We start from the raw sequence: 23327 nt of genomic DNA on the forward strand, positions 1-23327 counted from the left end.
TGCAACCGATTGCTTTCAATATCGGGCACGAGGAGTGGCCATCCGACCGTCGGAGCGGCCGTTTCGCTCTCGCGTGAGCATTCGGCTGACGGCGGTGGCGCCAGTTGTTGCAAACGCTTGAACGTCCGACTCCGCCTGAAATGTCCTCTGTGTCGTCACCGTTCGCCGCTGAGGCGGACCCCGAAGGCCGCGAGCGCGGCCCGGAAGGCGGGCGGCTCCTCGACGGTCACCTCGGCGTCCAGAAAGGCCAGACCGGTGAGCAGCCATTCCCACGTGTCGAGCATCAGCGTGGCCCTGGTCCGCCGCTCGCCCAAGGGATGGAGCTCGACGTCCTCGTACCTGAACGCGTCGGCCACGGCCGCCGCGGGCGCCTCCACCGTGAGCACGACGCGCTCGCGGCCCCGGTTGATCCCCTGGTCGAGGTAGTCGACGGCGGTCGCGGCGGGCAGGGGCCGCGGGGCGAAGACGTCGTTCGTCATCGTCAGGCCGCCGATCCGGTCGACGCGGTACAGCCGCCAGTCGCCCCGCCCGGTGTCCCAGCCGAGCAGGTACCACCGCAGATGGCGGTGCACCTGCCGGTGCGGTTCGACGCGCCGCCGCGAGACCGCGCCGTCCTTGCGCTCGTAGTCGAAGGCGACCGCCCGCCGCTGCCCGATGGCCTCGGCCAGCGTCCCCAGGTCCGCGGCGCCGGTGCTCGGCGCGGGCGGGGCCTCGGTCTCCAGGCTCGCCCGCAGCCGCGCCGCCCGGTGGCGCAGGCGCTTCGGCAGGTACTGCTCGACCTTGCCGTAGGCCCGGGTCGCCGCGTCGTCCAGACTCCCCTCGGCCGCGCTGCCGGTGGCCGCGAGGGCGGCCAGCCCGAGCAGGACCGCGATCGCCTCGTCGTCGCCGAGCATGAGCGGCGGCATGGCCGTGCCGGCCGTGAGCCGGTAGTGGCCGCCGGGCCCCGGCCGGGTCGCCACGGGGTAGCCGTAGCCGCGGAGGCGGTCGACGTCGCGCCGCAGCGTCCTGGGGCTGACGCCGAGCCGCTCGGCGAGCTCCTCGCCGCTGAACGACCGCCCGGTCTGGAGCATGGCCAGCAGCGACAGGGCCCGCCCGGTGACATCCGCCATGGCCCCAGTCTGGCCCATATCGCGGCCGGGAACCGGCCGCATCCGCTCATAGCCTCGGTCGTATGAGCGAACGAACGATCCGCATCCGAGGCGCCCGCACCAACAACCTGAAGTCCGTGGACGTGGACCTCCCGCGCGGCGGCCTCACCGTGCTCGTCGGCGTGTCCGGCTCGGGCAAGTCGTCACTGGTGTTCGACACGATCGCCGCCGAGGCCGGCCACCAGTTGAACGAGACCTTCCCCCCGTTCGCCCGGAACCGCCTGCCCAAATGGACCCGGCCGGAGGTGGACGAGATCGGCGGGCTCTCGCCCGTCGTGCTCGTCGACCAGCGCCGGATCGGCGGGAACGCCAGGTCCACCGTCGGCACCGTCACCGACGCGTGGACCTATCTCCGGCTGCTGTTCTCGCGGATCGGCTCGCCCCACGTGGGGGAGTCGAACCGGTTCTCGTTCAACGACCCGGCCGGCATGTGCCCCGCCTGCTCCGGGCTCGGCGAGGTCGTGGTGAGCGCCGTCGACCGCTTCCTGGACCTGGACCGGTCCCTCGCCGAAGGGGCGATCCTGGTGCCCGGCTTCGGCAGCGGCGGCTACTGGCACTCCCGGTACGCCGACATCGGCAGCTTCGCCCCCGAGACCCCGCTGCGCGAGTGGACCAAGGACGAGCGGCTGGCGCTGCTCTACGGCGGCGAGCACGCCGCCCGGCTCGGCACCCGCCCGCCCGCCGACTACGAGGGCGTGGTGGAGCGGTTCGAGCGGATCCACCTGCACACCGCCGACGACCTGTCCGACCGCAAGCGGGAGACCATCGCCCGGTTCACCCGCTCCGAGACCTGCCCCGAGTGCGGCGGCGAGCGCCTGAACGGGCCCGCCCGCACCGCCACGGTCCTCGGGCGCACCATCGGCGAACTGGCCCGCATGGAGATCACCGAGCTCGCCGCCCTGGTGGAGCGGGTGGACGAGCCGGCCGTCGCGCCCGTCGCGGCCGCCCTCGTCGAGCGGCTGCGGGCCATGGTCACCATCGGGCTCGGGTACCTCCACCTGGGCCGGGCCACCACCAGCCTGTCCGGCGGCGAGTCGCAGCGGATCAAGACCGTCAGGCACCTCGGGAGCAGCCTGGTCGAGATGCTGTACGTCTTCGACGAGCCCACGGTCGGCCTCCATCCGCACGACGTCGCCTCCATGACCGCCCTGCTGGAGCAGCTGCGCGACAAGGGCAACACCGTCCTCGTCGTCGAACACGACCCCGCCGTCATGGCCGTCGCCGACCAGATCGTCGAGATCGGCCCGGGCGCCGGCGCCGACGGCGGACGGCTGGTCTTCCAGGGCGCCTTCGACGAGCTGCGGACGGCCCGCACCCCGACCGCGGCGGCCCTCGCGCGGCGGACACCGGCCAAGGCCGAGCCGCGCGAGCCCGCCGGCGTGATCACGGTGAAGGACGCCGTCCGCAACAACCTCCGGCAGGTGACCGTCGGCATCCCCGCCGAGGTCCTCACCGTTCTCACCGGCGTCGCCGGATCGGGCAAGTCCAGCCTCGCCGCGGAGCTGGTCGAGCAGCACGGCGCCGTCGTGATCGACCAGAGGCCAGTCGGGGCCAACCGCCGCTCCACGCCCCTGACGTACACCGGCGTGGCCGCCGCGGTCCGCAAGCTCTTCGCCGGGCGGAGCGGCCTGCCCGCCAAGCACTTCAGCGCCAACTCCGAGGGCGCCTGCCCCGAGTGCGAGGGCCTCGGCGTCATCTACACCGACCTGGCCTTCATGGACGGCCGGGAGACCGTCTGCGAAGCGTGCGAAGGCAGGCGCTTCACCGACGAGGTGCTCCGCCACCGCGTCGACGGCCTGTCGATAGCCGACGTCGACGAGCTGACCATCGCCGACGCCCTCCGGCGCCTGCCCGACCCGGCGATCCGCAAGGCGCTGCACCACCTCGAACGGGTGGGGCTCGGCTACCTCCGCCTCGGCCAGCCGCTGACGACGCTCTCGGGCGGGGAGTGCCAGCGCGTCAAGATCGCCAAGGAACTGCGCGACGCCGCCGAGCCGTCCCTGTACGTCCTCGACGAGCCCACGACCGGGCTGCACCTGAGCGACGTCGACACGCTCGTCGGCGTCCTCGACCGGCTGGTCGACCAAGGCCACACCGTCGTGGTCATCGAGCACGACCTCGACGTGATCCGCCGCGCGGACTGGCTCGTCGACCTCGGCCCCGGGCCCGGCAGGCACGGCGGGCGGGTGCTCTACGAAGGGCCGGTGGCGCACCTGAGCGGCACCGCCACCGCCGAGGCCCTGTGGGGCGCCGCCCGGCGTCAGCCGCCGACGACGGCGTAGGCCCGGACCGGGAAGGTGCCGAGGCCGCGCACCGCGGGCGGCGCGGCGTGGAGCCGGGCGCCGCTGCGCGGGAGCCGGTCGAGGCCGGTCAGGTGCTCCAGCACCGGGATGCCCGCGGCGAGCAGGATCGAGTGCGCGGGCCGCTCGTCGCCGGAGGTGTCGTCGATGTTGACGCTGTCGATGCCGACCAGCGCCGCCCCGGCGTCCGCCAGCGTCCGCGCCCCGGGGCCGTCGAGATACGGCGCCTCGGCGGACAGGTACCCGTCCGTGCCCCAATGGCGGTCCCAGCCGGTGCGCAGCAGCACGGCCCGCCCCGACACCTCGTACGGAGCCAGGTCCTCCGGCGTGGCGGCTCTGCTCCCGCTCCCGGTCAGGTCGACCAGGACCACCGGCAGGTCCGCCACTTTGGACAGATCCAGCTCGGCGAGGTCCGCGCCGTCGGCGTAGCGGTGGAACGGGCTGTCGACGTAGGTGCCGGTGTTGCCGACCATGCTGATGCGGTCGATGGCGAACTCGGTGCCGGGCGCGTAGTGCCCGCGCGAGTCCTCGCGGGTCAGATGCGGGGTGATCTCCGGGCCCGGCAGGCCCGGATAGGTCGTCATGCCCGCGGTGATCGCGTGGCTGAGCTCGACGAGCCGCCGCCCGTCGGCCGGGCGGTTCGGATCGGAGGCGCGGTGTTCGGTCATCGTTCACACCGTAGCGCCCGCCGCGCTCAGATCCAGCCCTGCTCCCAGGCGTGCTGGGCGGCGGCGTGGCGGGTGCGCTTGCCGAGCTTCCGCATCGCGGTGGACAGGTAGTTCCGGACCGTTCCCGGCGCGAGGTGCAGCTCGGCGGCGATCTCGTCGATCGTGCCGCCGCCGCGCGTGGCCCGCAGCAGTTCGAGCTCCCGATCCGTCAGCGGCGAGGCGTCCTCGGTGAGCGCCGAGGCGGCGATCTCGGGGTCGATGTAGCGCTTACCGGCGCTGACGTCGCGGATGACGCGGGCCAGCTGGTCCACCGGCGCCGTCTTGGGCACGAAGCCCGAGACGCCCGCCGCCAGCGCCCGCCGCAGGATCCCCGGCCTGGCGTGGCGCGTCACGAGGATGACCTTGGGCCCCTTGGCCGCCGAGAGGATCTGGCCGGCCGCCCACAGGCCGTCGCGCGGCGGCATCTCCAAGTCGAGGATCGCGATGTCCGGCGCGTGGCGTCCGGCGAGCTCGGCGGCGGCCTCGCCGTTGTCGGCCTGGGCGACGACGGCCATGTCCGCCTCGAGGTCGAGCAGCGAGGCCAGGGCCTCGCGGATGAGGGTCTCGTCGTCGGCGATGAGCAGTCTGATCATGCCCCGGCCTCCAGCGGCAGCGATCCGGTCAGGACGAAGCGCCCGCCCTCGCGGGCGTGCTCGACCGCGCCGCCCGCGGCCGTGAAGCGCTCGGCGAGCATGGCCAGGCCGTTGCCGCTGCCGCTCTCCTCGCCGGCCCCGTCGTTGGTGATCGCGACGGTCGCCGCGCCGCCCTCGGCCTCCACGCGCAGCGTCGCCTCGGTCGCCTCGGCGTGGCGCAGCAGGTTCGTCGTGCCCTCCCGGACCAGGAGCCCCAGCAGCCGCTGGCGTTCGGGCCCCAGTTCGGGTACGTCGGCGTCGACGGTGGCGTGGATTCCGGCCGAGTCCAGGATCCTCGCGGCGGAGGCGATCTCGTCGGCCAGCGAGACCTGCCGGTAGCCGCCGACGACGGCGCGCGTGTCCCCCAGCGTGGCCCGGGACAGCTCCTCGATGGCCTCCAGCTCGCGCACCGCGTCGGCGGGCCTGACCTCGACGAGGCGTCGCGCCAGCTGCGCCTTGAGGACGATCGCCTGGAGGTGGCCGCCGTTGATGTCGTGGAGCTCGGCGGCGAAGCGCAGCCGCTCCTCGGCCACCGCCAGCTCGGCGGCCAGGCCCCGGCTGTGCTCGAGTTCGAGTGCCACGGCGTAGTTCCACCACTGGCAGACCACGCCGAGCACCACGGCCGGGAAGATCATGAGGGACATGATGGGCAGGGTGCGGTCGGCCAGTCCCGTCCACGTCAGGCCCACCGCGACGACGAACACCGCCACGGTGCCGTACAGCGCGAGCTTCCAGCGGAGGCCGGGGCGGGCCCGCAGGACCGGGACGGAGGCCAGCAGCCCGGCCGGAGCCACCCAAGCGGCGCTGACCTCGCCGTCGTAGGCGAGGGCGAGACCGGCGACCAAGGCCGCCAGGCCCGTCCAGCTCAGCAGCCGCTGCGCTCGCTCGCTTCCGTCCCGCATGAACACCACCAGCGCGGCGGTGCTCACCGCGGTCACGGCGGCGGCCGCGACCACGGCCGCCGCCAGGCGCGGGCCGGGCAGCTCCGAGGCGGCCAGGAACGACAGGGCGATGAACAGCGCGAAGGGACCGCAGCCCGCGATCGTCCAGAAGGTGTATCGGCGGAGCCGGTGCAGATCCCGCACCGGCGGCTCGAAGTGGCTCAGCACGTCGTGATTGAACCACCGCCACCGCCGAAGTGACAAATGTCAAGCCGGATCGCGTACATTTCCAGCGGCTTCGATGCGGATTCGGCACTACCGGGGCCCGCCCCGATCTCGGATCGTTGAGCGCATGATGCGAACACATGCGACACCCGGCGCCGAGCCGGACTCCGACCTCGGCGGCCTCGCCCCCTCGGACGCGGCCGTCGACGTCCTCGACCTGACCTGTCGCTACGGCTCCTTCACCGCGGTCGAGGGCGTCTCCTTCGCCGTCGCGCCGGGGGAGCTGTTCGCGCTCCTCGGCACCAACGGCGCGGGCAAGACGACCACGATCGAGACGCTCCAAGGGCTCCGGCGCCCCGCCTCCGGCCGAGCCCGCGTCCTCGGGCGCGACCCCTGGCGGCACCGCCGGGCCCAGGCCGGCCAGGTCTCGGTGATCGGCCAGGAGACCGGTTTCGCCGAGGACCTGACCGTGACCGAGACCGTCCGGCTGTGGACCGAGCTCCACCGCCTCGCCCCCGACGAGGGCGTGGGCGGACTGATCGACCGGGTCGGGCTCGCCCACCGCTCGGGCACGCGCGTCGTCGCCCTCTCGGGCGGCGAGCGCCGCCGCCTCGACCTGGCGCTGGCGATCGGCACCCGGCCGCGGGTGCTGTTCGCCGACGAGCCCACCACCGGCCTCGACCCGAAGTCCCGCCGCGGCACCTGGGCGATCCTGCGGGAGCTCACCGCGGGCGGCACCACGGTCCTGCTGACCACGCACTACCTCGACGAGGCTGCCGAACTGGCCGACCACGTCGCCATCATGGACAAGGGCCGGATCGTCCGCTTCGGCACCGTCGAGGAGGTCGTCGCCTCGCACGGCGCGCTCATCACCGCGCGGTTGGACGAGGCGATCGACGCCAGGGACCTCCCGGCCCTCGCCGGCGAGATCCGCTGCGCCGCGGGCGAACTGCGCGTGCGCACCCCCGAACTCCAGGCCGACCTCCACCGCCTGCTCACCTGGGCCGACTGGCGCCAGATCACCCTCGGCGGCCTCAAGGCCGCTCCCGCCACGCTCGACGAGATCTTCGCCGAGCTCGAAGACGACAAGGACCGACGATGAACGCCACGACCCAGCACGCGCCCCTGTGGTGGACGCTCGGCATCGCCGAGTCCCGCCTGATCGCCCGCAACCGCACCGTCCTCATCACCGCCGCGGTCCTCCCGCTCCTCATCGGCTTCGCCTTGAGCCGGTCCGACGACAGGCTCCTCGCCGGCGGCGTCGGCGCCGTCGCCGCCATCCAGATGGGCTTCGTCCAGATGTTCGGCGTCTTCTTCGCCGTCACCATGACCCTCGCCTCGCGGCGCCAGCAGCGCTACCTCAAGCGCCTGCGCACCTCGCCGGCGTCCACCGCCTCGGTCGTGGCCGGGCTGGCCGCGCCCTCCGTGGCGCTCTCGCTGATGCAGACGCTGATCCTGCTGGTGTTCCTCGGCTGGCAGACCGGCACCGTGCCCTCACGCCCTGATCTGCTCGCACTGGCGTTCGTGATCGGCACGGTCCTGAACGCCGCGCTCGGCTTCCTGACCGCCTCGTTCACCAAGAACCCCGAGGCCGCGCAGGTGACGGTGATCCCGGGGATGCTCGCGCTCATGATCGGCATCGGCTGGACGCTCATGCAGGAGCCCGGCGGGGTCGGGCTCGCCCACCTCCTCGTCCCCGCCGGGGCCGTCACCGACCTGACCCGCACGGCCTGGGACGGCACGGCCGGCCGCGGCTTCGCCGAGGCCGTCGCGCTCCCCGGCGGCGCGGCGCTGGCCGTCGCGGCGGCGGCGTGCGTCGTCGCCGTCAAGCTCTTCCGCTGGCAGCCCCGAGCCTGAACACCCACGTTGGAAGGAGGGACCGACATGTCCGACAGCGAATACCTCGATTCGGTGATGACCGGCCGACTGCCCTCGCGCGTCGGCACCGAAGTGGCGGTGGCCGTCCCGGTGCTCGCCGTGATAGCGGCGATCGTCTACTTCACCGGGTCCAGCCCGTTGAAGCTCGTGGTCGGCGGGGCCGCCGTCGTCTGGTTCGGTGTGCGCATCGCGATCATCGCCGCCCGCAACAGGCGGCGGTGAACCCGCCCGTTCACGCTCCCGGTTCGCGCACCGCCCCGCCGACGACCGCGGCCACCGCTCTGCGGACGGCCTCGGGCTCCGGCGGGGCGCTCTGCCGGTCGGCGAAGAGCAGGTGCGCCGAGCCGATCAGCGTCGGCGCGAGCAGGTCGATCTCGGCGTCGGCCGCGATGCGGCCCAGTTCGCGTTCGGCGGTGAGGTACGAGGCGATGACGTCCACGGCCTCGGTCAGGACCGGGACGCCGGCCGGCCAGGTGCGGCGCAGCCGGCGCCGCAGCTCGTCCCGGAAGGTCACGAGGGCGACCATCGCGACGGCCACCGAGCCGAACAGGGCCGTCAGCGCGTCGGCGAGGTTGCCTGCGACGGTGCCGGTCCCGGCGGCCTCGCGCAGCGCGGCGGCCTCGGCGTCCATCCGGCCCGCGCGGTCGTGCACGAGCTCGGCGAGGAAGTCCTCGAAGTCCTCGAAGTGCCGGTGCAGGACGCCCTTGGCGACGCCCGCCTCCTCGGTGACCGCCCGGCTGGTCAGCGCGCTCGGACCGTCCCGGAGCAGGATGCGCTCGGCGGCGTCGAACAGCTGCGCGCGCGCGTCGCGAATGGCGATTCCAGTCGGTGCCACGGGTCTCCTCCGCGATCCCAGATCGATGAGCGGGCAATCGCCCATCGATAGTGGGCGCATGACCACTCTACCTGAGCCCGGCGCCGAGCGGACCCGTCGAGCCGCGAGGCCCTCCGGCGTGGGCGCCGAACGCGCCTGAGCCCCCCGCCGGGGGCCGCTTCGCCGAAACCGGGGAGCGCCGCCGCCTCCGGCTATATAGTCGGCCCAACGTGGACCGGCGGACACCCTGCCCGCCGGCGGGCGAGCAGCGAGGGAGCCATGGCGAAGCCGGAAGTCGCAGCCGAGTCGGCTCCCGCCGCCAAGGTGGCCTTCTGGACGCTCACCGCCATGGTCGTCGGCTCCATGGTCGGCGCGGGCGTCTTCTCCCTCCCCGCCCGCTTCGCCGAGGAGACCGGCGTCGCCGGCGCGCTCATCGCCTGGGCCATCGCCGGGACCGGCATGCTCATGCTCGCGTTCGTCTTCCAGTCGCTCGCCGTGCGCCGCCCCGACCTCGACGCGGGCGTCTACGCCTACGCCAAGGCCGGCTTCGGCGAGTACCCGGGCTTCTTCGCCGCCTTCGGGTACTGGGCCAGCGCCTGCGTCGGCAACGTGACCTACTGGGTCCTCATCATGTCCACCACGGGCGCCCTGATCCCCGCCCTCGGCGACGGCGACACGGTCCTCGCCGTGGCGGTCTCCTCGGTGGGCCTGTGGGGCTTCTTCCTGCTCATCAAGCGCGGCGTCAAGGAGGCCGCGGCGATCAACCGGATCGTCACCGTCGCCAAGGTCATCCCCATCGTCGTGTTCGTCCTGCTGGCCCTGTTCTACTTCGATCCCGGCGTCTTCGCCGACAACTTCGGCGGGGCCGACTACGCCGGATCGCTGTTCAGCCAGGTCCGGGGCACCATGCTCGCCACGGTGTTCGTGTTCCTCGGCGTCGAGGGCGCCAGCGTCTACTCCCGGCACGCCAAGCGCCGCTCCGACGTCGGGCGCGCCACCGTCACCGGCTTCCTCAGCGTCTTCGCGGTCTTCGCCTCGGTCACGATCGTCTCCTACGGCATCATGCCGATGGACGAGATCGCCGAGCTCCGCCAGCCCTCGATGGCGGGCGTCCTCGAGGCCGCCGTCGGCACCTGGGGCACCGTGTTCGTCAGCGTCGGGCTGATCGTCTCGGTCCTCGGCGCCTACCTGGCGTGGACGCTCATGGCCGCCGAGGTCCTCTTCGTCGCCGCGAAGGACGACGACATGCCGCGGTTCCTCGGCCGCTCCAACGCCGCCGACGTGCCCGTCCCCGCCCTGGTGATGAGCACCGCCCTGTCGCAGATCGTCCTCGTGGTCACCTTCTTCTCCGAGGACGCCTTCAACTTCGCGCTCAACATGACCAGCGCCCTGACGCTCATCCCGTTCCTCCTGGCCGCCGCCTTCGCGGTCAAGGTCGCCACCGGCCGCGACGCCGCCGCGCCCCGCGGCACCTCCGGCGAGATCGCGATCAGCGTCCTCGCCGTCGTCTACACCGCGTTCCTGCTCTACGCGGCCGGTCTGCGATACGTCCTGGTGTCGCTGATCGTCTACGCCCCGGCCACCGTCCTGTTCGTCATGGCCCGCCGCGAGCAGGGCCGACGCCTGTTCAGCCCCGCCGAGGCCGTGCTGCTGGCCGTCTCGATCGCCGGCGCGGCCGTCGGCGTGGTCGCCCTGGCGGCCGGCTGGATCAGCATCTGAACCGACCCACCGACAGCCGAGGAGTGCACCGATGACCGCCGACCAGAAGCCGCTCTCCGCCGCCTACGGAGTCCACTCCGAGGTCGGCAGGCTCCGCAAGGTCCTGGTGTGCGCCCCCGGCCTGGCGCACCGGCGCCTGACCCCCAGCAACGCCGACAGCCTGCTGTTCGACGACGTCATGTGGGTGGAGAACGCCCAGAAGGACCACGCCGAGTTCGTCGAGCTGCTCCGCGCCCGCGGCGTCGAGGTCGTCGAGCTCCACGACGTCCTCGAGCGGACGGTGGCGATCCCCGAGGCCCGCGACTGGCTGCTCGACCGCAAGATCGTGCCGGGCCAGGTCGGCCTCGGCCTGGTCGACGCCACCCGCTCCTATCTGGAGTCGCTGCCGCCGCGGCGGCTCGCCGAGTACCTCATCGGCGGCCTCGCCGCCGCCGACCTCCCCGAGGACCTGCGGCCCGGCTACATCGCGCTCGTCCGCGAGTCGACCGGCACCCGCGAGTACCTCATGCCGCCCCTGCCGAACACGCTCTACACCCGCGACACCACGTGCTGGCTCTACGGCGGCGTCACGCTCAACCCGCTGTACTGGCCCGCGCGCCACGACGAGACGCTGCTGATGAAGGCGGTCTACCGCTTCCACCCCGACTTCGCCGGCGCCACCGTCTGGTGGGGCGACCCGGAAGTCGACTGGGGGCAGGCCACCTTCGAAGGCGGCGACATCATGCCCGTCGGCGGCGGCGTCGTGCTCATGGGCATGAGCGAGCGCACCTCCCGCCACGCCATCACCCAGGTGGCGCGGGCGCTGTTCGAGCAGGGCGCCGCCGAGCGGGTGATCGTCGCCGGCATGCCGAAGCTCCGCGCGGCGATGCACCTCGACACCGTCTTCACCTTCGCCGACCGCGAGACGGTGACGCTCTACCCGAGGATCATGGCGGACGTCCACGCCTTCACGTTGCGGCCCTCCGAGGCCGTCCCCGGCATCCACCTCACCGACCACGGCTCCGAGCGCTTCACGGACGTCGTGGCCGCCGCCCTCGGCCTGCGCGGGCTGCGGGTGATCGAGACCGGCGGCGACCTCTACGCCTCCGAACGCCAGCAGTGGGACTCGGGCAACAACGCCGTCGCGATCGAACCGGGCGTCGTGGTGACCTACGACCGCAACACCCAGACGAACGCGCTGCTGCGGCGGGCCGGGATCGAGGTCCTCACCATCGTCGGCGCCGAACTGGGCCGCGGCCGCGGCGGCGGGCACTGCATGACCTGCCCGATCGTCCGCGACCCCGTCGAGTACTGAAGCCGGGCCTTCATAGGTCACGCTTCGGGGCGATCGCCAGGCCGATCACGGTGACCGCCAGCGCCGCCGTCGTGTACAGCGAGATCGCCGCCGAGGAGTCGAACCAGTCGAACAGGACGATCGCGATGATCGGGGCGAGGGCGCCGCCGGGTATGCCCGCGAGCTGGTAGCCCAACGAGGTGCCCGAGTAGCGGACCTTGGTCGGGAACAGCTCGGCGATGAAGGCGGCCTGCGGCCCGTACATGGCGGCGTGCGCGATGAGCGCCACCGTGACGGCGGCGATGACGGCCCCCGTCCTCCCTGTGTCCAGCAGCGGGAAGAACACCCACGCCCACACCGCGGCCGTGACGGCCCCGGCGACGGCGATGCCCTTGCGTCCGAAGGTATCCGACAGGCGCCCGAACCACGGGACGAGGACGAGCTGGACCGCCGAGCCGACCACGACCGCCACCAGGCCGACGCCGTCCTCGTCGCCCAGATGCGTCAGCAGGTGGAGCGTGAAGATGTAGAAGGCCACGTCGACGCCGATGCGGGCGCAGAACGAGGCGGTCAGGGCCCGCCGGTGGGTCCGGAACACCTCGGAGAGCGGGTTCTCGGGGCGCTCCCTCTGGTGCGTGAACATCGGCGATTCGGCGATGTTGCGCCTGATCCACAGGCCCACCAGGGCGAGCGCGGCCGAGACGAGGAACGGCAGCCGCCAGCCCCAGGTCGCGAACGCCTCGTCCGAGAGCACCAGGCCCGTGAACGCGAGCACGCCGACGGCGGCGATGTTCCCCGCGGGCACGCCGAACTGGACCCAGGCCGCCGCCAGGCCCCAGTGCCGCCGCGAGGAGTGCTCCATCGACAGCAGCACCGCGCCGCCCCACTCGCCGCCGAGGCTCAGGCCCTGCACGAACCGCAGGACCACCAGCAGCACCGGCGCCGCGGTGCCGATGGAGGCGTGGGTGGGCAGGATGCCGATGAGGAAGGTCGACATGCCCATGACCAGGAGCGTGACGGCCAGGACGTTGCGGCGCCCCACCCGGTCGCCGAGGTAGCCGAAGGCGATGCCGCCGATGGGGCGGGCGATGAAGCCGACCCCGTAGGTGGCGAAGGCCAGCAGCGTGCCGGTGGCCGGATCGGAGCCGGGGAAGAACAGCGGCCGGAACACCAGCGCGGCGGCGGTGCCGTAGAGGAAGAAGTCGTACCACTCCAGGGAGGTCCCGAGCGCGCAGGCGCCGATGATCTCGCGCGGCGTCCGCTTCCGCGGGGGAGCGGCGGCGGTGGCGGCCGCGGCGGCGGCGGTGCTCATTCGCACCCCTCGAACTGCGGTATGGGGAACCGCGAGAGGTCGCCCAGGACCGTCCCGGCGAACCACTGCTCGAGGAGCAGCTCGGCGGTGCTGGCCGACCCGTCGGGGCCGTCCTGGTACATCTCGGTGATGGCGCGGTTGACGGCTTCGCACCCGGCGGTGTCGCCGGGCCGCATGCCGACGCCGATGCGCTCCTGGGAGAACCGCGCCCCGACGAGCTTCGCCTCGAAGTCGGCGTCCAGCGCCAGGCCCGCGAGGCCGAGCTCGTCGGTGGCGATCGCGTCGACCTCGCCGCTGCCGACCAGCCCCATGCACTCCTCGTAGCTCTCGACGCTCCGGATGACCGCGTCGACGCCGTGCTCCTCGGTGAGGCGGTCGATCGCGTTGGAGCCTTCGACCTCGCAGACCGTCCCGCCCTCGAGGTCGTCGAGCGTGGCGATCTCGTCGTTGTCCGCGCGCACCAGGAGGTCGAAGTGGTCGATGACGTACGGCCCGGCGAAGGCGACGCTCTGCTTGCGCTCCTGTGTGATCGAGTAGGTCGCGATCGCGAGGTCGATCTCCCCGGACAGCAGTTTCGGCTCGCGTTCGTCGAGCTCGATCGGGACGAAGACGACGTCCTTGCCCAGCTGCTCCGCGATGTAGTTCGCCACGTCGATCTCGTAGCCGACGAACTCGCCGTCGACCTCCTCGCTGAGCAGCGTCAGGCCGTACCGCACGCCGATCCGCAGGGTGTCCTTGTCGAGGATGGACTCCTCCTCGTCGCCGCCGCAGGCCGCCAGCGGCACCATGGCCATGGCGCACAGGGCGACCAGGGCTCGTCGGATCATGCTCCACCGTCCTCTCATCGGTACTCCCTCAGCCGCGGCGCGATGCCGCTGAAGGTGAACACGCCCAGCGAGACCATCGCGGCCACGAGCAGGAACGCGAACCCGGCTATGGCGTCCTCGCCCGCGGCGACGGCCGACTCGAAGCGTTCGAGGTGCCGGTCCGACAGCTCGTCGAGCGCGTCCTCGTACTCGGCGCGGGCGCCCTCGACCAGCGCGAGCCGCTCGGAGGGGCCGCCGCCCTCCTCGCGCATCGCGGCGTCGGCGAGGATGAGCGCGGTGTACGCCTCGACGAGACGCTCGCTCTCGCCCGAGCCGTCGAGGCCGTCGCCGACCAGTCCGGTGAGCTCCCCGCCCCGGCCGGTCTCGGCCAGGGCGTCCTGGTAGCGCGGCAGGCTCACCGCCTCGAGGTAGACCAGCTGCTGCGCCTTGTCGAAGTAGGTCTGCTCGTAGACGTCGGCCTCGCCCGCGTCGAGCAGGAACCTGACCCGGTCGGCGTGGAGGCCGTTGGAGATCGCCTGTGCCCGCTCCAGCGACAGCACCGCGTCGAAACCGTCCAGTTTGGCCTCGTCGAGCGCCTCGCGCTCGGTGTCGAGGACGGTGAGCCCGGTGAACAGGTACAGCACGGCCACGGCCGTGGCGACGACGAGCGAGGGGTTGAACACGCGCCGGAATCCGCGGGCCAGGAAGACCTGGAGGGCCACCAGGAGCGCGAGCGCGGCGACCCCGGTGAGGGCCACCGCGACCAGTCCGGCGTCGATGCGCCCGGACGCGGCGTCGTAGGACTCGCGGACGATCGTCGCGTTCTCCAGGGTGAGGTTGTAGGCCTGGGGGAGGATCCGGCCGCTCATGAGCTCGGCGGCCTCCCGGTAGGCCTCCAGCACGTTCTCGGGCGGCCCCCCGGAGGCGTAGCCGCCGTCCCGCGCGAGCAGCAGCGCGACGGCGGCGAGCTGCTGGTACTCGCCCCACCGGGACATGACGGACTCGATGGTGCGCCGCTCGGCCTCGGCCGAGCCGGCGAGCCGGTGGGCCTCGAGCAGCGCGGCGGCGATGTCGCCGCGCCGCTGCTCGTAGCGGTCCATGGCGGCCTCGGCGCGGTCGGGGTCCGAGCCGCCGACGAGCAGCGCGGTGGCGACCTGCGAGTCGGCGTCGCTGAGCGCGTAGTACAGCTCGGTGGTGGCCACGACCTGCGGCCCTGAGGAGTGGCCGATGACCTCGAGCGCGTCCTCTGCGGCGCTGACGGCGTAGTAGAGCGCGCCGAACATGGCCGCCAGGGCCGCGACCACCGCCGTGGCCTGGGCGATCAGCGTCTGCGGCCCGCCGCTGCCGGGTTCGACGCCGAGCCGCGCCAAGGCGGCGGCGTCGCCGGCCGGCAGGCCCCGGCCCCCCGGGCGTTCGCGGAGCGCCGTCATCGTCCCGCCCCGTCCTCGGCGGAGCGCTCCCGCACCGTGATCGCGGTCCAGAGGCCGATGTGGATGACCGAGTCGGGTTCGAGCCGCGTCTCGACGTTGCGTTCGAGCTTCTGCCCGTCGACGCGGGTGCCGTTGGCCGAGCCGACGTCGTGGACGGTCCAGCTGTCGCCGTCGCGTTTGAGGATCGCGTGGATCCGCCGGGAGACGCCGAGGTCGGCGGCGGGGACCTCCCCGAGGTCGATGAGCGGGCGCGGGCCCGCATCGCCCGACTCGCTCCGCCCGATGTAGACGACGTCGCGGTCCAGCGGCACGACCCGCCTGGGCGCGTGCGGCGGGAACGGGACCGGGTCGTCCCCGCCGACGCCGTTGCCGAGCCGGTCGTAGAAGGCCCGGTCCGCCTCGATCACCGCCTCGAACAGCGTCGGCTCGGTGCTGCGGCGGGTGCGGAAGTCCGGCATCTCCACGAGCACTTCGCCGCAGACGCTGCACCTGATCGGGTTGGACGAGTCGTGGCCGTTGGGGCACCGGTGGCTCATTGCGTGTCTTCCTCCAGCGAGGTCGGGGTGCGGACGGTGCGGTCGGTGACCATGTGCGCCTCGAGCTCCTCGGAGCGGGTGATCCCGGCCCGGATGGTGGCGCCGCCGCGGCCGTCGAAGTCGAGGAGCCTTTCGATCTGCTCGGCCTGCTCGGCGTTGCCCACCTCGCGGGCCCCCTCCAGCGCGGTGACGAGCAGCCGGGTGGCGGCCTCCGGGGCCCGGTGGAGCCGTTCGAGGGCCTCGCGGATGTGCGCGATCCCGGTCAGCTGGGTCCGGTGGTGGACCACCGCGGGATGGAACGCGCTGCTCATGGCGGCGTCGCCGGTCCATATCGCCCGGACCGAGCCGGCCGCGACGGCCCGCTCCCGGCAGACCAGCTCCAGCCTCGCCTGCCGCTCGAGATCCACGCCGGTGGCGGGGAACGCCGCCTCGATCAGGTACTGGCGCTCCTCGGCGCCCCAGGCCCCCAAGGGGAACGCGAGCCTCCTGGCGCCGGCCTCGCGCCCGCGGGGGAGGAGGTCGCGTTCGGTCGGGAACGCCTCCCACAGCCCGGTCACCTCGAAGCCTTTGGGGCCCTTGACGGTCAGTTCGACCTCGTCGACGGCCCTGGCCATGGCCCGGTCGGTCGCCCGGGTGAAGAACTCGGCCAGGTCGGGCAGGTCCTTGCAGTAGTTGCGGGTGCCGTGGAACAGCTGGGCGATCCGCCTGAGCTCCTCGGCGTTCCACCCGGTCCCGATGCCGACGGCGTCGCAGGTGAACCTCCCCTCGCAGTAGGCCAGGTCCGCGTCGTACCGGGCCGGATGCTGGTTGACCTGCCCGTCGGTCAGCAGCAGCACGTGGCCGATGGCGCCCGGCCGGCTCGATGCGATGTCGGCGGCGCGCCGCAGCCAGGTGCCTATCGAGGTCGCGCTGCCGATCTTCATCGCGTCGACCGCCGCGGCGGCGGCCCGCTTGTGCTCCTCGGTCCCCGCCGCGAGACGCCCGCCGCCGGGGTAGAGCTCGGTGGCGCCGGTGCCCCCGGCGATGAGCGCGAAGTGCGCGTCCTCGCGGATGGCGCCGAGCGCGGCCTTCGCCGCCCGTTTCGCCTCGGTGAACTTCGGGCCGGCCATCGACCCCGAGCGGTCGATGACGATGATCTCGGCGACCTCGGCACCGACGTCCTCGGCGGGCGCGAAGCCGACGGTGACGACGGCGTGCATCGTCGTCTCCTCCGGCGCCAGATAGGGGTTCTGGGCCACGCTGATCGCGAATCCGGTCTGCTCGGTCAAATCGTCCTCCTTCTGCGGCGCTTCACAGCCAGGTCCTCGGCCGCGCCCGGTTCGCCGCGCCGACGAGCGCCCAGCGCGTCAGCGGCGAGGCGCAGCCGGCCGAGACGCGGCGCAGCACCGCCTCGTAGGCCTGTCCGATCGCGTTGCGGGTCAGCGCCACGCCCCGCACGCTCCGCCCCGGATCCTCGGCCCCCGCTTCCACGGCCGCGAGCGCGGCCCGCCACACCTCCGCCTCGATGAGGGCGGCCCGGGCGGCGTCGAGTCCGGCGAGCTCGTCCAGGTGGGCGCCCGCCGCGACGACCGCCTCCAGGTCCGGCCTCCCGCGCACGCGCTCGGCGATGAGCGCCTGCCGGGCGTCGAGGTAGTGGCTCGACGAATGCGGCACCTCCGCCATCGCGGCCACCCGCTCGACGGCCGAGTCCGAAGTGCGGGCCAGCCCGAAGGCGGCGCTGGTGTGGTTGCGGTCGGTGCGCCAGACGGTGCGGTACAGCTCGGCCGCCCGCCGAGGCGGCGTCCCCGCCGACTCCTCGCACACGGCCAGCGCCAGCATCGGCGCGAGCTCGCCCGGCAGGCGCCGCCGCACCGCCGCGAAGTGCTCGGCGGCTTCCGCGGGGGCGCCGCCGAGTGCGGCGACGCCCCGGTACCAGTCGAGCCGCCAGTCGTCGCCGAAGTCCCCGCGCGCCCGCTCGATCTGCGCCGCCGCGTCGCGGGCGCCCAGTTCGGCGGCGAGCCGGATCCGCGCCAGCCGCGCCTCCGGGGTGGCCGGGAGCGCCTCGATGAGCTCCCGGGTCCTCGCTGCGGGCTGGAGGGCCAGCCCGACCAGGGCCGGACCGGCGAGATCGGACGGGTCGGCCACCTGCGGCACGGGCAGCACCCTGCGCGCCTCCTCGGCGCCGGGCCGGGCGAAGACGGTGTCGGCCGAGTCGGCCAGGGCGCTGGCGAGCGCGCCGCGCTCGAGTCCGAAGCGGGCGGACACGGCCGGGTAGGGCTGGCCGTCGAGTTCGGCGCGGATCTGCCGCAGCACTCCGGTCAGCTGCTCGGCCATGGCCGCGGCGGAGTCGAACCGCTCGGCGGGGTCGCGGGCGCAGGCGCGCTGGAGCAGCAGGTACAGCGACTCGTTGAAGCCCGCCGGGCGCGGCGGCAGCGGGACCTCGCGGGTCTCCCCGCCGCTCGCCTCGGCGGGCCGGAACCCGAGTGTGAGGACGGCCAGGGTCCGGCCGACGGTGTACAGGTCCGAGGCGACGTCGGGCGGGTGGGCCCGGCCGATCTCCGGCGCGCTGTAGCCGGGGGTGCGCCAGATGTCGCCGTCGGTCCGGCCGATGCGCCGCATGGCGCCGAGGTCGATGAGCTTGAGCCGCTTGCCGAACTGGATGACGTTGGACGGCTTGAGATCGCAGTAGACCATGCCGTTCGAGTGCAGGTAGTCGAAGGCGGACAGGATCTCCAGAGCGAACGGGATCGCCCAGTGGGCGGGCATCGTGGCGCCCCCGGCCCAGGCGGGATGGCTCAGGTCGCTCAGGGCGACGCCGCCGACGTACTCCATGACCAGGTAGTCGTGTTCGGCGCCGTCGCTCCGGTCGCGGTGCTTGACGTAGTTGTGGATGTCGACGATGTTGGGGTGGTTCACGGCGACGAGGTAGTGCCGCTCGTCGCGGGCGGCGCGCAGCGCCGCCGGGTTGGCCGGGTCGAGGAGTCCTTTGAGGACCACCCGGCTCTCCAGGTGGTGGTCGACGGCGAGGTAGACGCCGCCGAGCCCGCCGTGCGCGATGAGGCCCTCGACCTCGTACTGCCCGGCGACGAGCTCGCCTCTGGCGAGCGTGCGCGTGAAGTCGTAGACGGCCTCGCAGGTGGGGCAGCGGCCCTTGAGCGGCGCGGGGCTCCCGTCGGCGGACCGCCCGACCTCGTGGCTGTTCGGACACCACCGGCGGCTCTCGGGCACGACGGGGTCGCTGAGCAGGTTCGAGGTCGGGTCGCTCACCGGCGCGCTCGGGACGTCGGCGAGCCCGGTGCCGAGCCGGCCGGGCACGTGGACGTCGACGGGCGCGGGCTCTACGCTCAGGGCCCGCTGCTCCGGCACCGGGGGCGGCTCGTCGACGTAGTCGGCGGCCGAGCGCCCGCACGCCTCGCACAAGCCCTCCTCGTCCAGGACGCCCTTGCCCTCCCCGGGACACTTGGGCAGGGCGCAGTAGACGACGCCGGTCACGGCGTCGCCCCGTTCGGACGGACGCGGGGCGGGAACGGGCGAGCTGTCGCGTTGGGCATGGCCGACTCCGGGGGTGCGGGCTGGGGATCGCCGTGACTGTCCACCCTACCGACATCGTCCCCGCCTTGCACGCCACGGCGTCGAGGGCAACCGTCACGGGCGCACGGCCCTCACCCCGGCGACCTCGAATCGGCCACAGTGAACGGACACCGTGGACCGGGCGCGGCCCGCCGCCCGCGCAGCGGAAGGAAAGGAATCGCGCGGGCGGGCGGGCCGCCGCGGTCCGGTCGGACCGGCCGGCCGCGTCTGGTCAGGCCTTGACGCTCAAATGGCGGCCGAGCAGCTCCTTCGCCCGCTCGGCACGGGTCCTGTCCTCCTCCTGGACCTCCTCCAGGAAGCGGGCGGCGTCCTCGTCGCCGTTGCCGCGCGCGTCGTCGATGTACCGCTGGATCGTCGAGGCCTCCTGAAGCGTGTGGTACAGGACGCTGACCAGGTTGTACGACACGTCGTAGGTGCCTGTCTCGTGGTGTGTCAACGGATGTCCCCCCTCGTGGTCGGCGCCAGCGCGCCCCGCTCTGGGACGCCGCGCCTCCGCGAAGCCGTACCCGCCGCCCCCGCGGCCTAACCGCCGACCGTCATGCCGCCAGCTCGCCGTGGAGCTGGCGGGCGGCGACGAGCAGCGCGCCCTTGAGTTCGACGCCCTCCGCCGACTCGCCGCGCCGCGAGCGGAGCTCGCGCTCCAGGGCGTCCAGGACCTCGACTGGGGTGGCCGCGGCCGGATCGGTCTCGGCCACGATGTCGGGCCTGCCCGAGACCAGCCTGGCGACCCGCTCCTCGAGCGCGTCCGCCGCCGCGTCCAGCACGCCCGCGTACTGCGCGCTGAACGCCTCGTCCAGGGCCCGGTACGGCATGTCCTCGCGGCTGACGTGGTGCAGCGAGTTCGCGATGGTCTGGACGGCGTCGGTGGTGCGGCCCACCAGCTCGGCCGCGGCCCGGTAGCGGTCCGCGTCCCGCAGGTACCGGCTCCGCGGCCGGCGCGGATTCAGGCGCAGGCTCTCCCGCCCGCGCCGCAGCGCCCGCCCCAGCTCCCAGACGCGCTCGTCGAGCCGGTCGGCGCGCTCGACCCAGTCCCGCGTGTCGGCGGCGCCCCACTCGCCGCGGACGCCCTCGGCCATCTCGCGCAGCAGCCGCCCCTCCTCCTCGCCCACCCGGCGGGTCTCGTCCCCGGCGGCCCCGACCCGCACCGGCGGGAAGACCAGCAGGTTGACCGCGGCGCCGGTGAGGGCCCCGAGCGCCGTCTCGGCCAGGCGCGACAGGATGTACGGGCCGTCCAAGCCCCCGATCGTGACCATGAACAGCGCCGTGAACGGCACGTACATGCCCTGGTCGTCGAGACGCTTCCACTGGCCCGCCAGGACGGCGACCGGCACCAGGACGGCCAGCGCGAGCTCCGTGGTCGGCAGGGCGACGCCCGCCAGGTACGCCAGGACGACGCCGAGCGCCACGGACGCGACCTGCCGGCCCGCCGACAGCACCGACCAGTACACGGTGGTCCGCACCATGATCATGGCCGCCCACGGCGCCACGTACGGCATCGGCAGCCCCAGCGCGTGCGCGGCCAGCGTCCACGCCGCCACCGCGGCCAGCCCCGCCTTCAGCGCCTGCTTCGCGGTCTCGCGGGCGGCACTGCCGCTCCGGCCCATGCCGCGCAGGAAACGACCCCCGTCCTCGGCGTCGCCGAGGACGCCGTCCCATACGGATCGAACACGCATGCAAAATGGAGTACCCGACGGCGCGCGCCGGTATGCTCCGCCGCCGTCCGGCGCCCCGATCGGGTTTGTGATCGGGCACGGCAGGGAAATCGAACGCCGTGACACAGCGGGGGAGCGCCGCGTCCGTCGAGCCCGAGGCGGGGACGGGCGTCGAGACGGTCGACGCGGTCGTGATCGGCGCGGGACCGAACGGACTGGTGGCCGCCAACATCCTGGCCGCGCGGGGCTGGGAGGTGACCGTCCTGGAGGCCGCCGGCCGGCCCGGCGGCGCGGTGCGCACCGAGGAGGCCGCCGAACCGGGCTTCCGCGGCGACCTGTTCAGCGCCTTCTACCCGCTGGCCGCCGCCTCCCCGGTGATCGCCGAACTCGAACTGTGGCGCTGGGGGCTGCGGTGGCGGCGCGCGCCCGACGTGCTCGCGCACGTCCTGCCCGACGGCAGGGCCGCACTGCTGTCCTCGGACATCGAGGCGACCGCGGCCTCGCTGGCCGCTTTCGCCGGAGGCGACGCCGAGGCCTGGCGGGACGAGTACGAGTGCTGGAGGCGCATCCGAAAACCGTTCATGAACCTGCTGCTGCGGCCCTTCCCGCCGGTCAAGGCCGCGAAGCGGCTGCTGCACACCCTCGGCGCCGCCGAGACCCTGCGGCTGGCGAGGACGATGATCCTGCCCGCCCGCCGCCTCGGCGCCGAGCGCTTCGCCGGTGAAGGCGCCCGCGCCCTCCTGGCCGGCAACGCCATGCACAGCGGCATCGGCCCCGACCAGGCCGGCAGCGGATGCTTCGGCTGGCTGCTGTCCATGCTCGGCCAGGACCTCGGCTTCCCCGTCCCCGAAGGCGGAGCCGGGAGCCTCACCGACGCCCTGGTGGCCCGGCTCGAAGCCCACGGCGGCAGGGTCGACTGCCGCCGGCCGGTCGCGAAGGTCCTGCACGCGCGCGGGCGCGCCGTGGGCGTCCGCGACGCCGACGGCGAGGCGATCCACGCCCGCCGGGCCGTGCTCGCCGACGTCTCCGCTCCCGCCCTGTACCTCGACCTCGTCGGCGCCGAGCACCTGCCGCGACGGCTCCTCGACGATCTGGACGCCTTCGAGTGGGACCAGGCCACGCTCAAGGTCGACTGGACGCTCGACGCGCCGATCCCCTGGGAGGCCCCCGAGGCCGCCCGGGCCGGCACCGTCCACCTCGGCACCGGCGTCGACGGCCTGTCCAAGGCCGCCGTCGAACTGACCTGCGGCCGGACGCCGGACGAGCCGCTCCTGCTCATGGGGCAGATGAGCACCGCCGACCCGAGCCGCTCGCCCGAGGGCACCGAGACCGCCTGGGCCTACACCCGCCTCCCGCAGGGGCCGGACTGGACCGAGGAGGACAGCCGCCGCCTCGCCGACCGGATGCAGCGGACGATCGAGCGGTACGCGCCCGGCTTCACCGACCTGGTGCGCGAGCGGACCGTCGTCGGCCCCGCCGAGCTCGAGCGGATGGACCGCAACCTGGTCGGCGGTGCGATCAACGGCGGTTCGGCCGCGATCCACCAGCAGCTCGTGTTCCGCCCCGTCCCCGGCACGGGCAGGGCCGACACGGTGCTCGACCGGCTGTACCTGGCGAGCGCCTCGGCCCATCCGGGCGGCGCCGTCCACGGCGCGCCCGGCGCGAACGCCGCCCGGGCCGCGCTCGCCCGCGACGGCTGGGCCGGCGGCCCCTACCGCGCCGCCGTCGGCGCGTGCAACCGGGTGCTGTACGGCCGCTCGATGCCGTGACACGGCGTTTGCGCTGCCGCGCGGGGGGTATCTGGAGAGGCATGAGGACAGCACAGCGCCGGCGCCGGACAGGCGCGGCCGAATCCGGGAGCGGAGGCGGTGCCGTGTGAACGCCAGAACCGGAGCCGATGCGGCCATGGACATCCCCGCGCCCCGCGACGACGTCTTCGCGATCCTCGCCGACGGCTGGAACTACCCGAACTGGGTGGTCGGGGCCTCGCACGTCCGCGCCGTCGACGACGGCTGGCCCGAGCCGGGCACGAGGATCCACCACAGCATCGGGCCGTGGCCGGCGAACATCGCCGACGTCACCGAGGTCGCCGCGGCCGAACGGCCCCGACTGCTCGTGCTCGACGCCCGGATGTGGCCGGTCGGGGCGGCGCGCGTCCGCCTCGAACTGGAGGAGCTCGGTGAACGCGAGACCAGGATCGAGATGACCGAGCGGGCGGTGCGCGGACCGATCAGCCTGGTGCCGGGCGAGCTCCAGGCCCGCATCCTGGCCCCCAGGAACCGCGAGTCGCTCCGCCGCCTGGCCGACCTGGCGGTGGGCAGGAGCTCCGGCGTCGGACCCGGCGACTCCCGCTAGCGCCGCCGCCGAGTCGATTCTGGAAGGAGCGATGAATTCGGCGGGCGGACCTCGTCATCACGGGTACGACATTCCAATCCCCCGGAAGG

Annotated in this window: 21 protein-coding genes; 8 read left to right on the forward strand and 13 right to left on the reverse strand. The window is 73.6% G+C overall.

Features of this window, described 5'->3' with window-relative positions; genetic code table 11:
• Window positions 1-155: 155 nt before the first annotated feature.
• Window positions 156-1109, reverse strand: coding sequence for a helix-turn-helix transcriptional regulator (locus tag YWW_RS0119560; RefSeq protein WP_026931433.1), 954 nt, complete (start codon window positions 1107-1109; stop codon window positions 156-158).
• Between the two features lie 62 nt (window positions 1110-1171).
• Between YWW_RS0119560 and YWW_RS0119565 the strand changes: the two genes are divergently transcribed.
• On the forward strand, window positions 1172-3430 hold the full coding sequence (locus YWW_RS0119565) for an ATP-binding cassette domain-containing protein (RefSeq protein ID WP_026931434.1): 2259 nt from the start codon (window positions 1172-1174) through the stop codon (window positions 3428-3430).
• On the opposite strand, the gene YWW_RS0119570 is transcribed toward YWW_RS0119565, so the two are convergent.
• The 3 genes from YWW_RS0119570 to YWW_RS31670 are packed head-to-tail and all read right to left on the reverse strand — an operon-like array spanning window position 3409 to window position 5896.
• Complete coding sequence (locus tag YWW_RS0119570) at window positions 3409-4116, reverse strand: cyclase family protein (protein ID WP_051326057.1); 708 nt, start codon at window positions 4114-4116, stop codon at window positions 3409-3411. The two genes, YWW_RS0119565 and YWW_RS0119570, sit on opposite strands and share 22 nt — an antisense overlap.
• 26 nt (window positions 4117-4142) lie before the next feature.
• Window positions 4143-4748: a response regulator transcription factor gene (locus tag YWW_RS0119575; protein WP_026931436.1), complete on the reverse strand. Its 606-nt coding sequence runs from the start codon at window positions 4746-4748 to the stop codon at window positions 4143-4145.
• Window positions 4745-5896: a sensor histidine kinase gene (locus YWW_RS31670; protein WP_155830278.1), complete on the reverse strand. Its 1152-nt coding sequence runs from the start codon at window positions 5894-5896 to the stop codon at window positions 4745-4747. Before YWW_RS31670 ends, YWW_RS0119575 begins: the two co-directional genes overlap by 4 nt.
• Before the next feature lie 124 nt (window positions 5897-6020).
• Here YWW_RS31670 and YWW_RS0119585 point away from each other — a divergent pair, with 124 nt between their 5' ends.
• The 3 genes from YWW_RS0119585 to YWW_RS0119595 are packed head-to-tail and all read left to right on the forward strand — an operon-like array spanning window position 6021 to window position 7993.
• The gene (locus tag YWW_RS0119585; protein WP_026931437.1) at window positions 6021-6995 is read left to right on the forward strand and encodes an ABC transporter ATP-binding protein; all 975 of its coding nucleotides are present in this window, start codon (window positions 6021-6023) and stop codon (window positions 6993-6995) included.
• Window positions 6992-7750 carry an ABC transporter permease gene (locus YWW_RS0119590; RefSeq protein WP_026931438.1) on the forward strand — a complete coding sequence of 253 codons (759 nt, stop codon included), beginning with the start codon at window positions 6992-6994 and terminating at the stop codon, window positions 7748-7750. The genes YWW_RS0119585 and YWW_RS0119590 overlap by 4 nt, the downstream gene beginning before the upstream one ends.
• 27 nt (window positions 7751-7777) lie before the next feature.
• Window positions 7778-7993 (forward strand): hypothetical protein, encoded by a 216-nt coding sequence (locus YWW_RS0119595; protein ID WP_026931439.1) that lies wholly within the window; start codon window positions 7778-7780, stop codon window positions 7991-7993.
• 10 nt (window positions 7994-8003) lie between these two features.
• On the opposite strand, the gene YWW_RS0119600 is transcribed toward YWW_RS0119595, so the two are convergent.
• Window positions 8004-8651: a TetR/AcrR family transcriptional regulator gene (locus tag YWW_RS0119600; RefSeq protein ID WP_051326059.1), complete on the reverse strand. Its 648-nt coding sequence runs from the start codon at window positions 8649-8651 to the stop codon at window positions 8004-8006.
• 213 nt (window positions 8652-8864) lie between these two features.
• Between YWW_RS0119600 and YWW_RS0119605 the strand changes: the two genes are divergently transcribed.
• Window positions 8865-10304, forward strand: coding sequence for a basic amino acid/polyamine antiporter (locus YWW_RS0119605; RefSeq protein ID WP_026931441.1), 1440 nt, complete (start codon window positions 8865-8867; stop codon window positions 10302-10304).
• Between the two features lie 31 nt (window positions 10305-10335).
• Window positions 10336-11598, forward strand: coding sequence for an arginine deiminase (locus tag YWW_RS0119610; protein ID WP_026931442.1), 1263 nt, complete (start codon window positions 10336-10338; stop codon window positions 11596-11598).
• Between the two features lie 10 nt (window positions 11599-11608).
• On the opposite strand, the gene YWW_RS0119615 is transcribed toward YWW_RS0119610, so the two are convergent.
• The 8 genes from YWW_RS0119615 to YWW_RS34340 all read right to left on the reverse strand — a co-directional run bounded on the left by YWW_RS0119615 (window position 11609) and on the right by YWW_RS34340 (window position 20904).
• On the reverse strand, window positions 11609-12889 hold the full coding sequence (locus YWW_RS0119615; RefSeq protein WP_026931443.1) for an MFS transporter: 1281 nt from the start codon (window positions 12887-12889) through the stop codon (window positions 11609-11611).
• Window positions 12886-13716: a transporter substrate-binding domain-containing protein gene (locus tag YWW_RS0119620; protein WP_051326060.1), complete on the reverse strand. Its 831-nt coding sequence runs from the start codon at window positions 13714-13716 to the stop codon at window positions 12886-12888. The genes YWW_RS0119615 and YWW_RS0119620 overlap by 4 nt, the downstream gene beginning before the upstream one ends.
• A gap of 14 nt (window positions 13717-13730) precedes the next feature.
• On the reverse strand, window positions 13731-15125 hold the full coding sequence (locus YWW_RS31675) for a hypothetical protein (RefSeq protein ID WP_051326061.1): 1395 nt from the start codon (window positions 15123-15125) through the stop codon (window positions 13731-13733).
• A complete protein-coding gene (locus tag YWW_RS36520) occupies window positions 15122-15661 on the reverse strand; it encodes an FHA domain-containing protein (protein WP_051326062.1) in 540 nt (179 codons plus the stop codon). Before YWW_RS36520 ends, YWW_RS31675 begins: the two co-directional genes overlap by 4 nt.
• Window positions 15658-16929 (reverse strand): vWA domain-containing protein, encoded by a 1272-nt coding sequence (locus YWW_RS0119635; RefSeq protein ID WP_026931445.1) that lies wholly within the window; start codon window positions 16927-16929, stop codon window positions 15658-15660. Before YWW_RS0119635 ends, YWW_RS36520 begins: the two co-directional genes overlap by 4 nt.
• 22 nt (window positions 16930-16951) lie before the next feature.
• The gene (locus YWW_RS31685) at window positions 16952-19132 is read right to left on the reverse strand and encodes a serine/threonine-protein kinase (protein WP_051326063.1); all 2181 of its coding nucleotides are present in this window, start codon (window positions 19130-19132) and stop codon (window positions 16952-16954) included.
• Window positions 19133-19442: 310 nt separating this feature from the next.
• On the reverse strand, window positions 19443-19667 hold the full coding sequence (locus YWW_RS0119645; protein WP_026931446.1) for a hypothetical protein: 225 nt from the start codon (window positions 19665-19667) through the stop codon (window positions 19443-19445).
• Between the two features lie 100 nt (window positions 19668-19767).
• The gene (locus YWW_RS34340; protein ID WP_081687595.1) at window positions 19768-20904 is read right to left on the reverse strand and encodes an FUSC family protein; all 1137 of its coding nucleotides are present in this window, start codon (window positions 20902-20904) and stop codon (window positions 19768-19770) included.
• A 98-nt stretch (window positions 20905-21002) separates the two neighbouring features.
• On the opposite strand from YWW_RS34340, the gene YWW_RS0119655 reads away from it, so the two are divergent.
• Window positions 21003-22652, forward strand: a complete 1650-nt coding sequence (locus YWW_RS0119655) for a phytoene desaturase family protein (protein ID WP_051326065.1) — start codon at window positions 21003-21005, stop codon at window positions 22650-22652.
• 106 nt (window positions 22653-22758) lie between these two features.
• Window positions 22759-23238, forward strand: a complete 480-nt coding sequence (locus YWW_RS31695) for an SRPBCC family protein (protein ID WP_211228626.1) — start codon at window positions 22759-22761, stop codon at window positions 23236-23238.
• Window positions 23239-23327: the final 89 nt, after the last annotated feature.

This window comes from Glycomyces tenuis DSM 44171 (genome assembly GCF_000427885.1).
Lineage (GTDB): Bacteria > Actinomycetota > Actinomycetes > Mycobacteriales > Micromonosporaceae > Glycomyces > Glycomyces tenuis.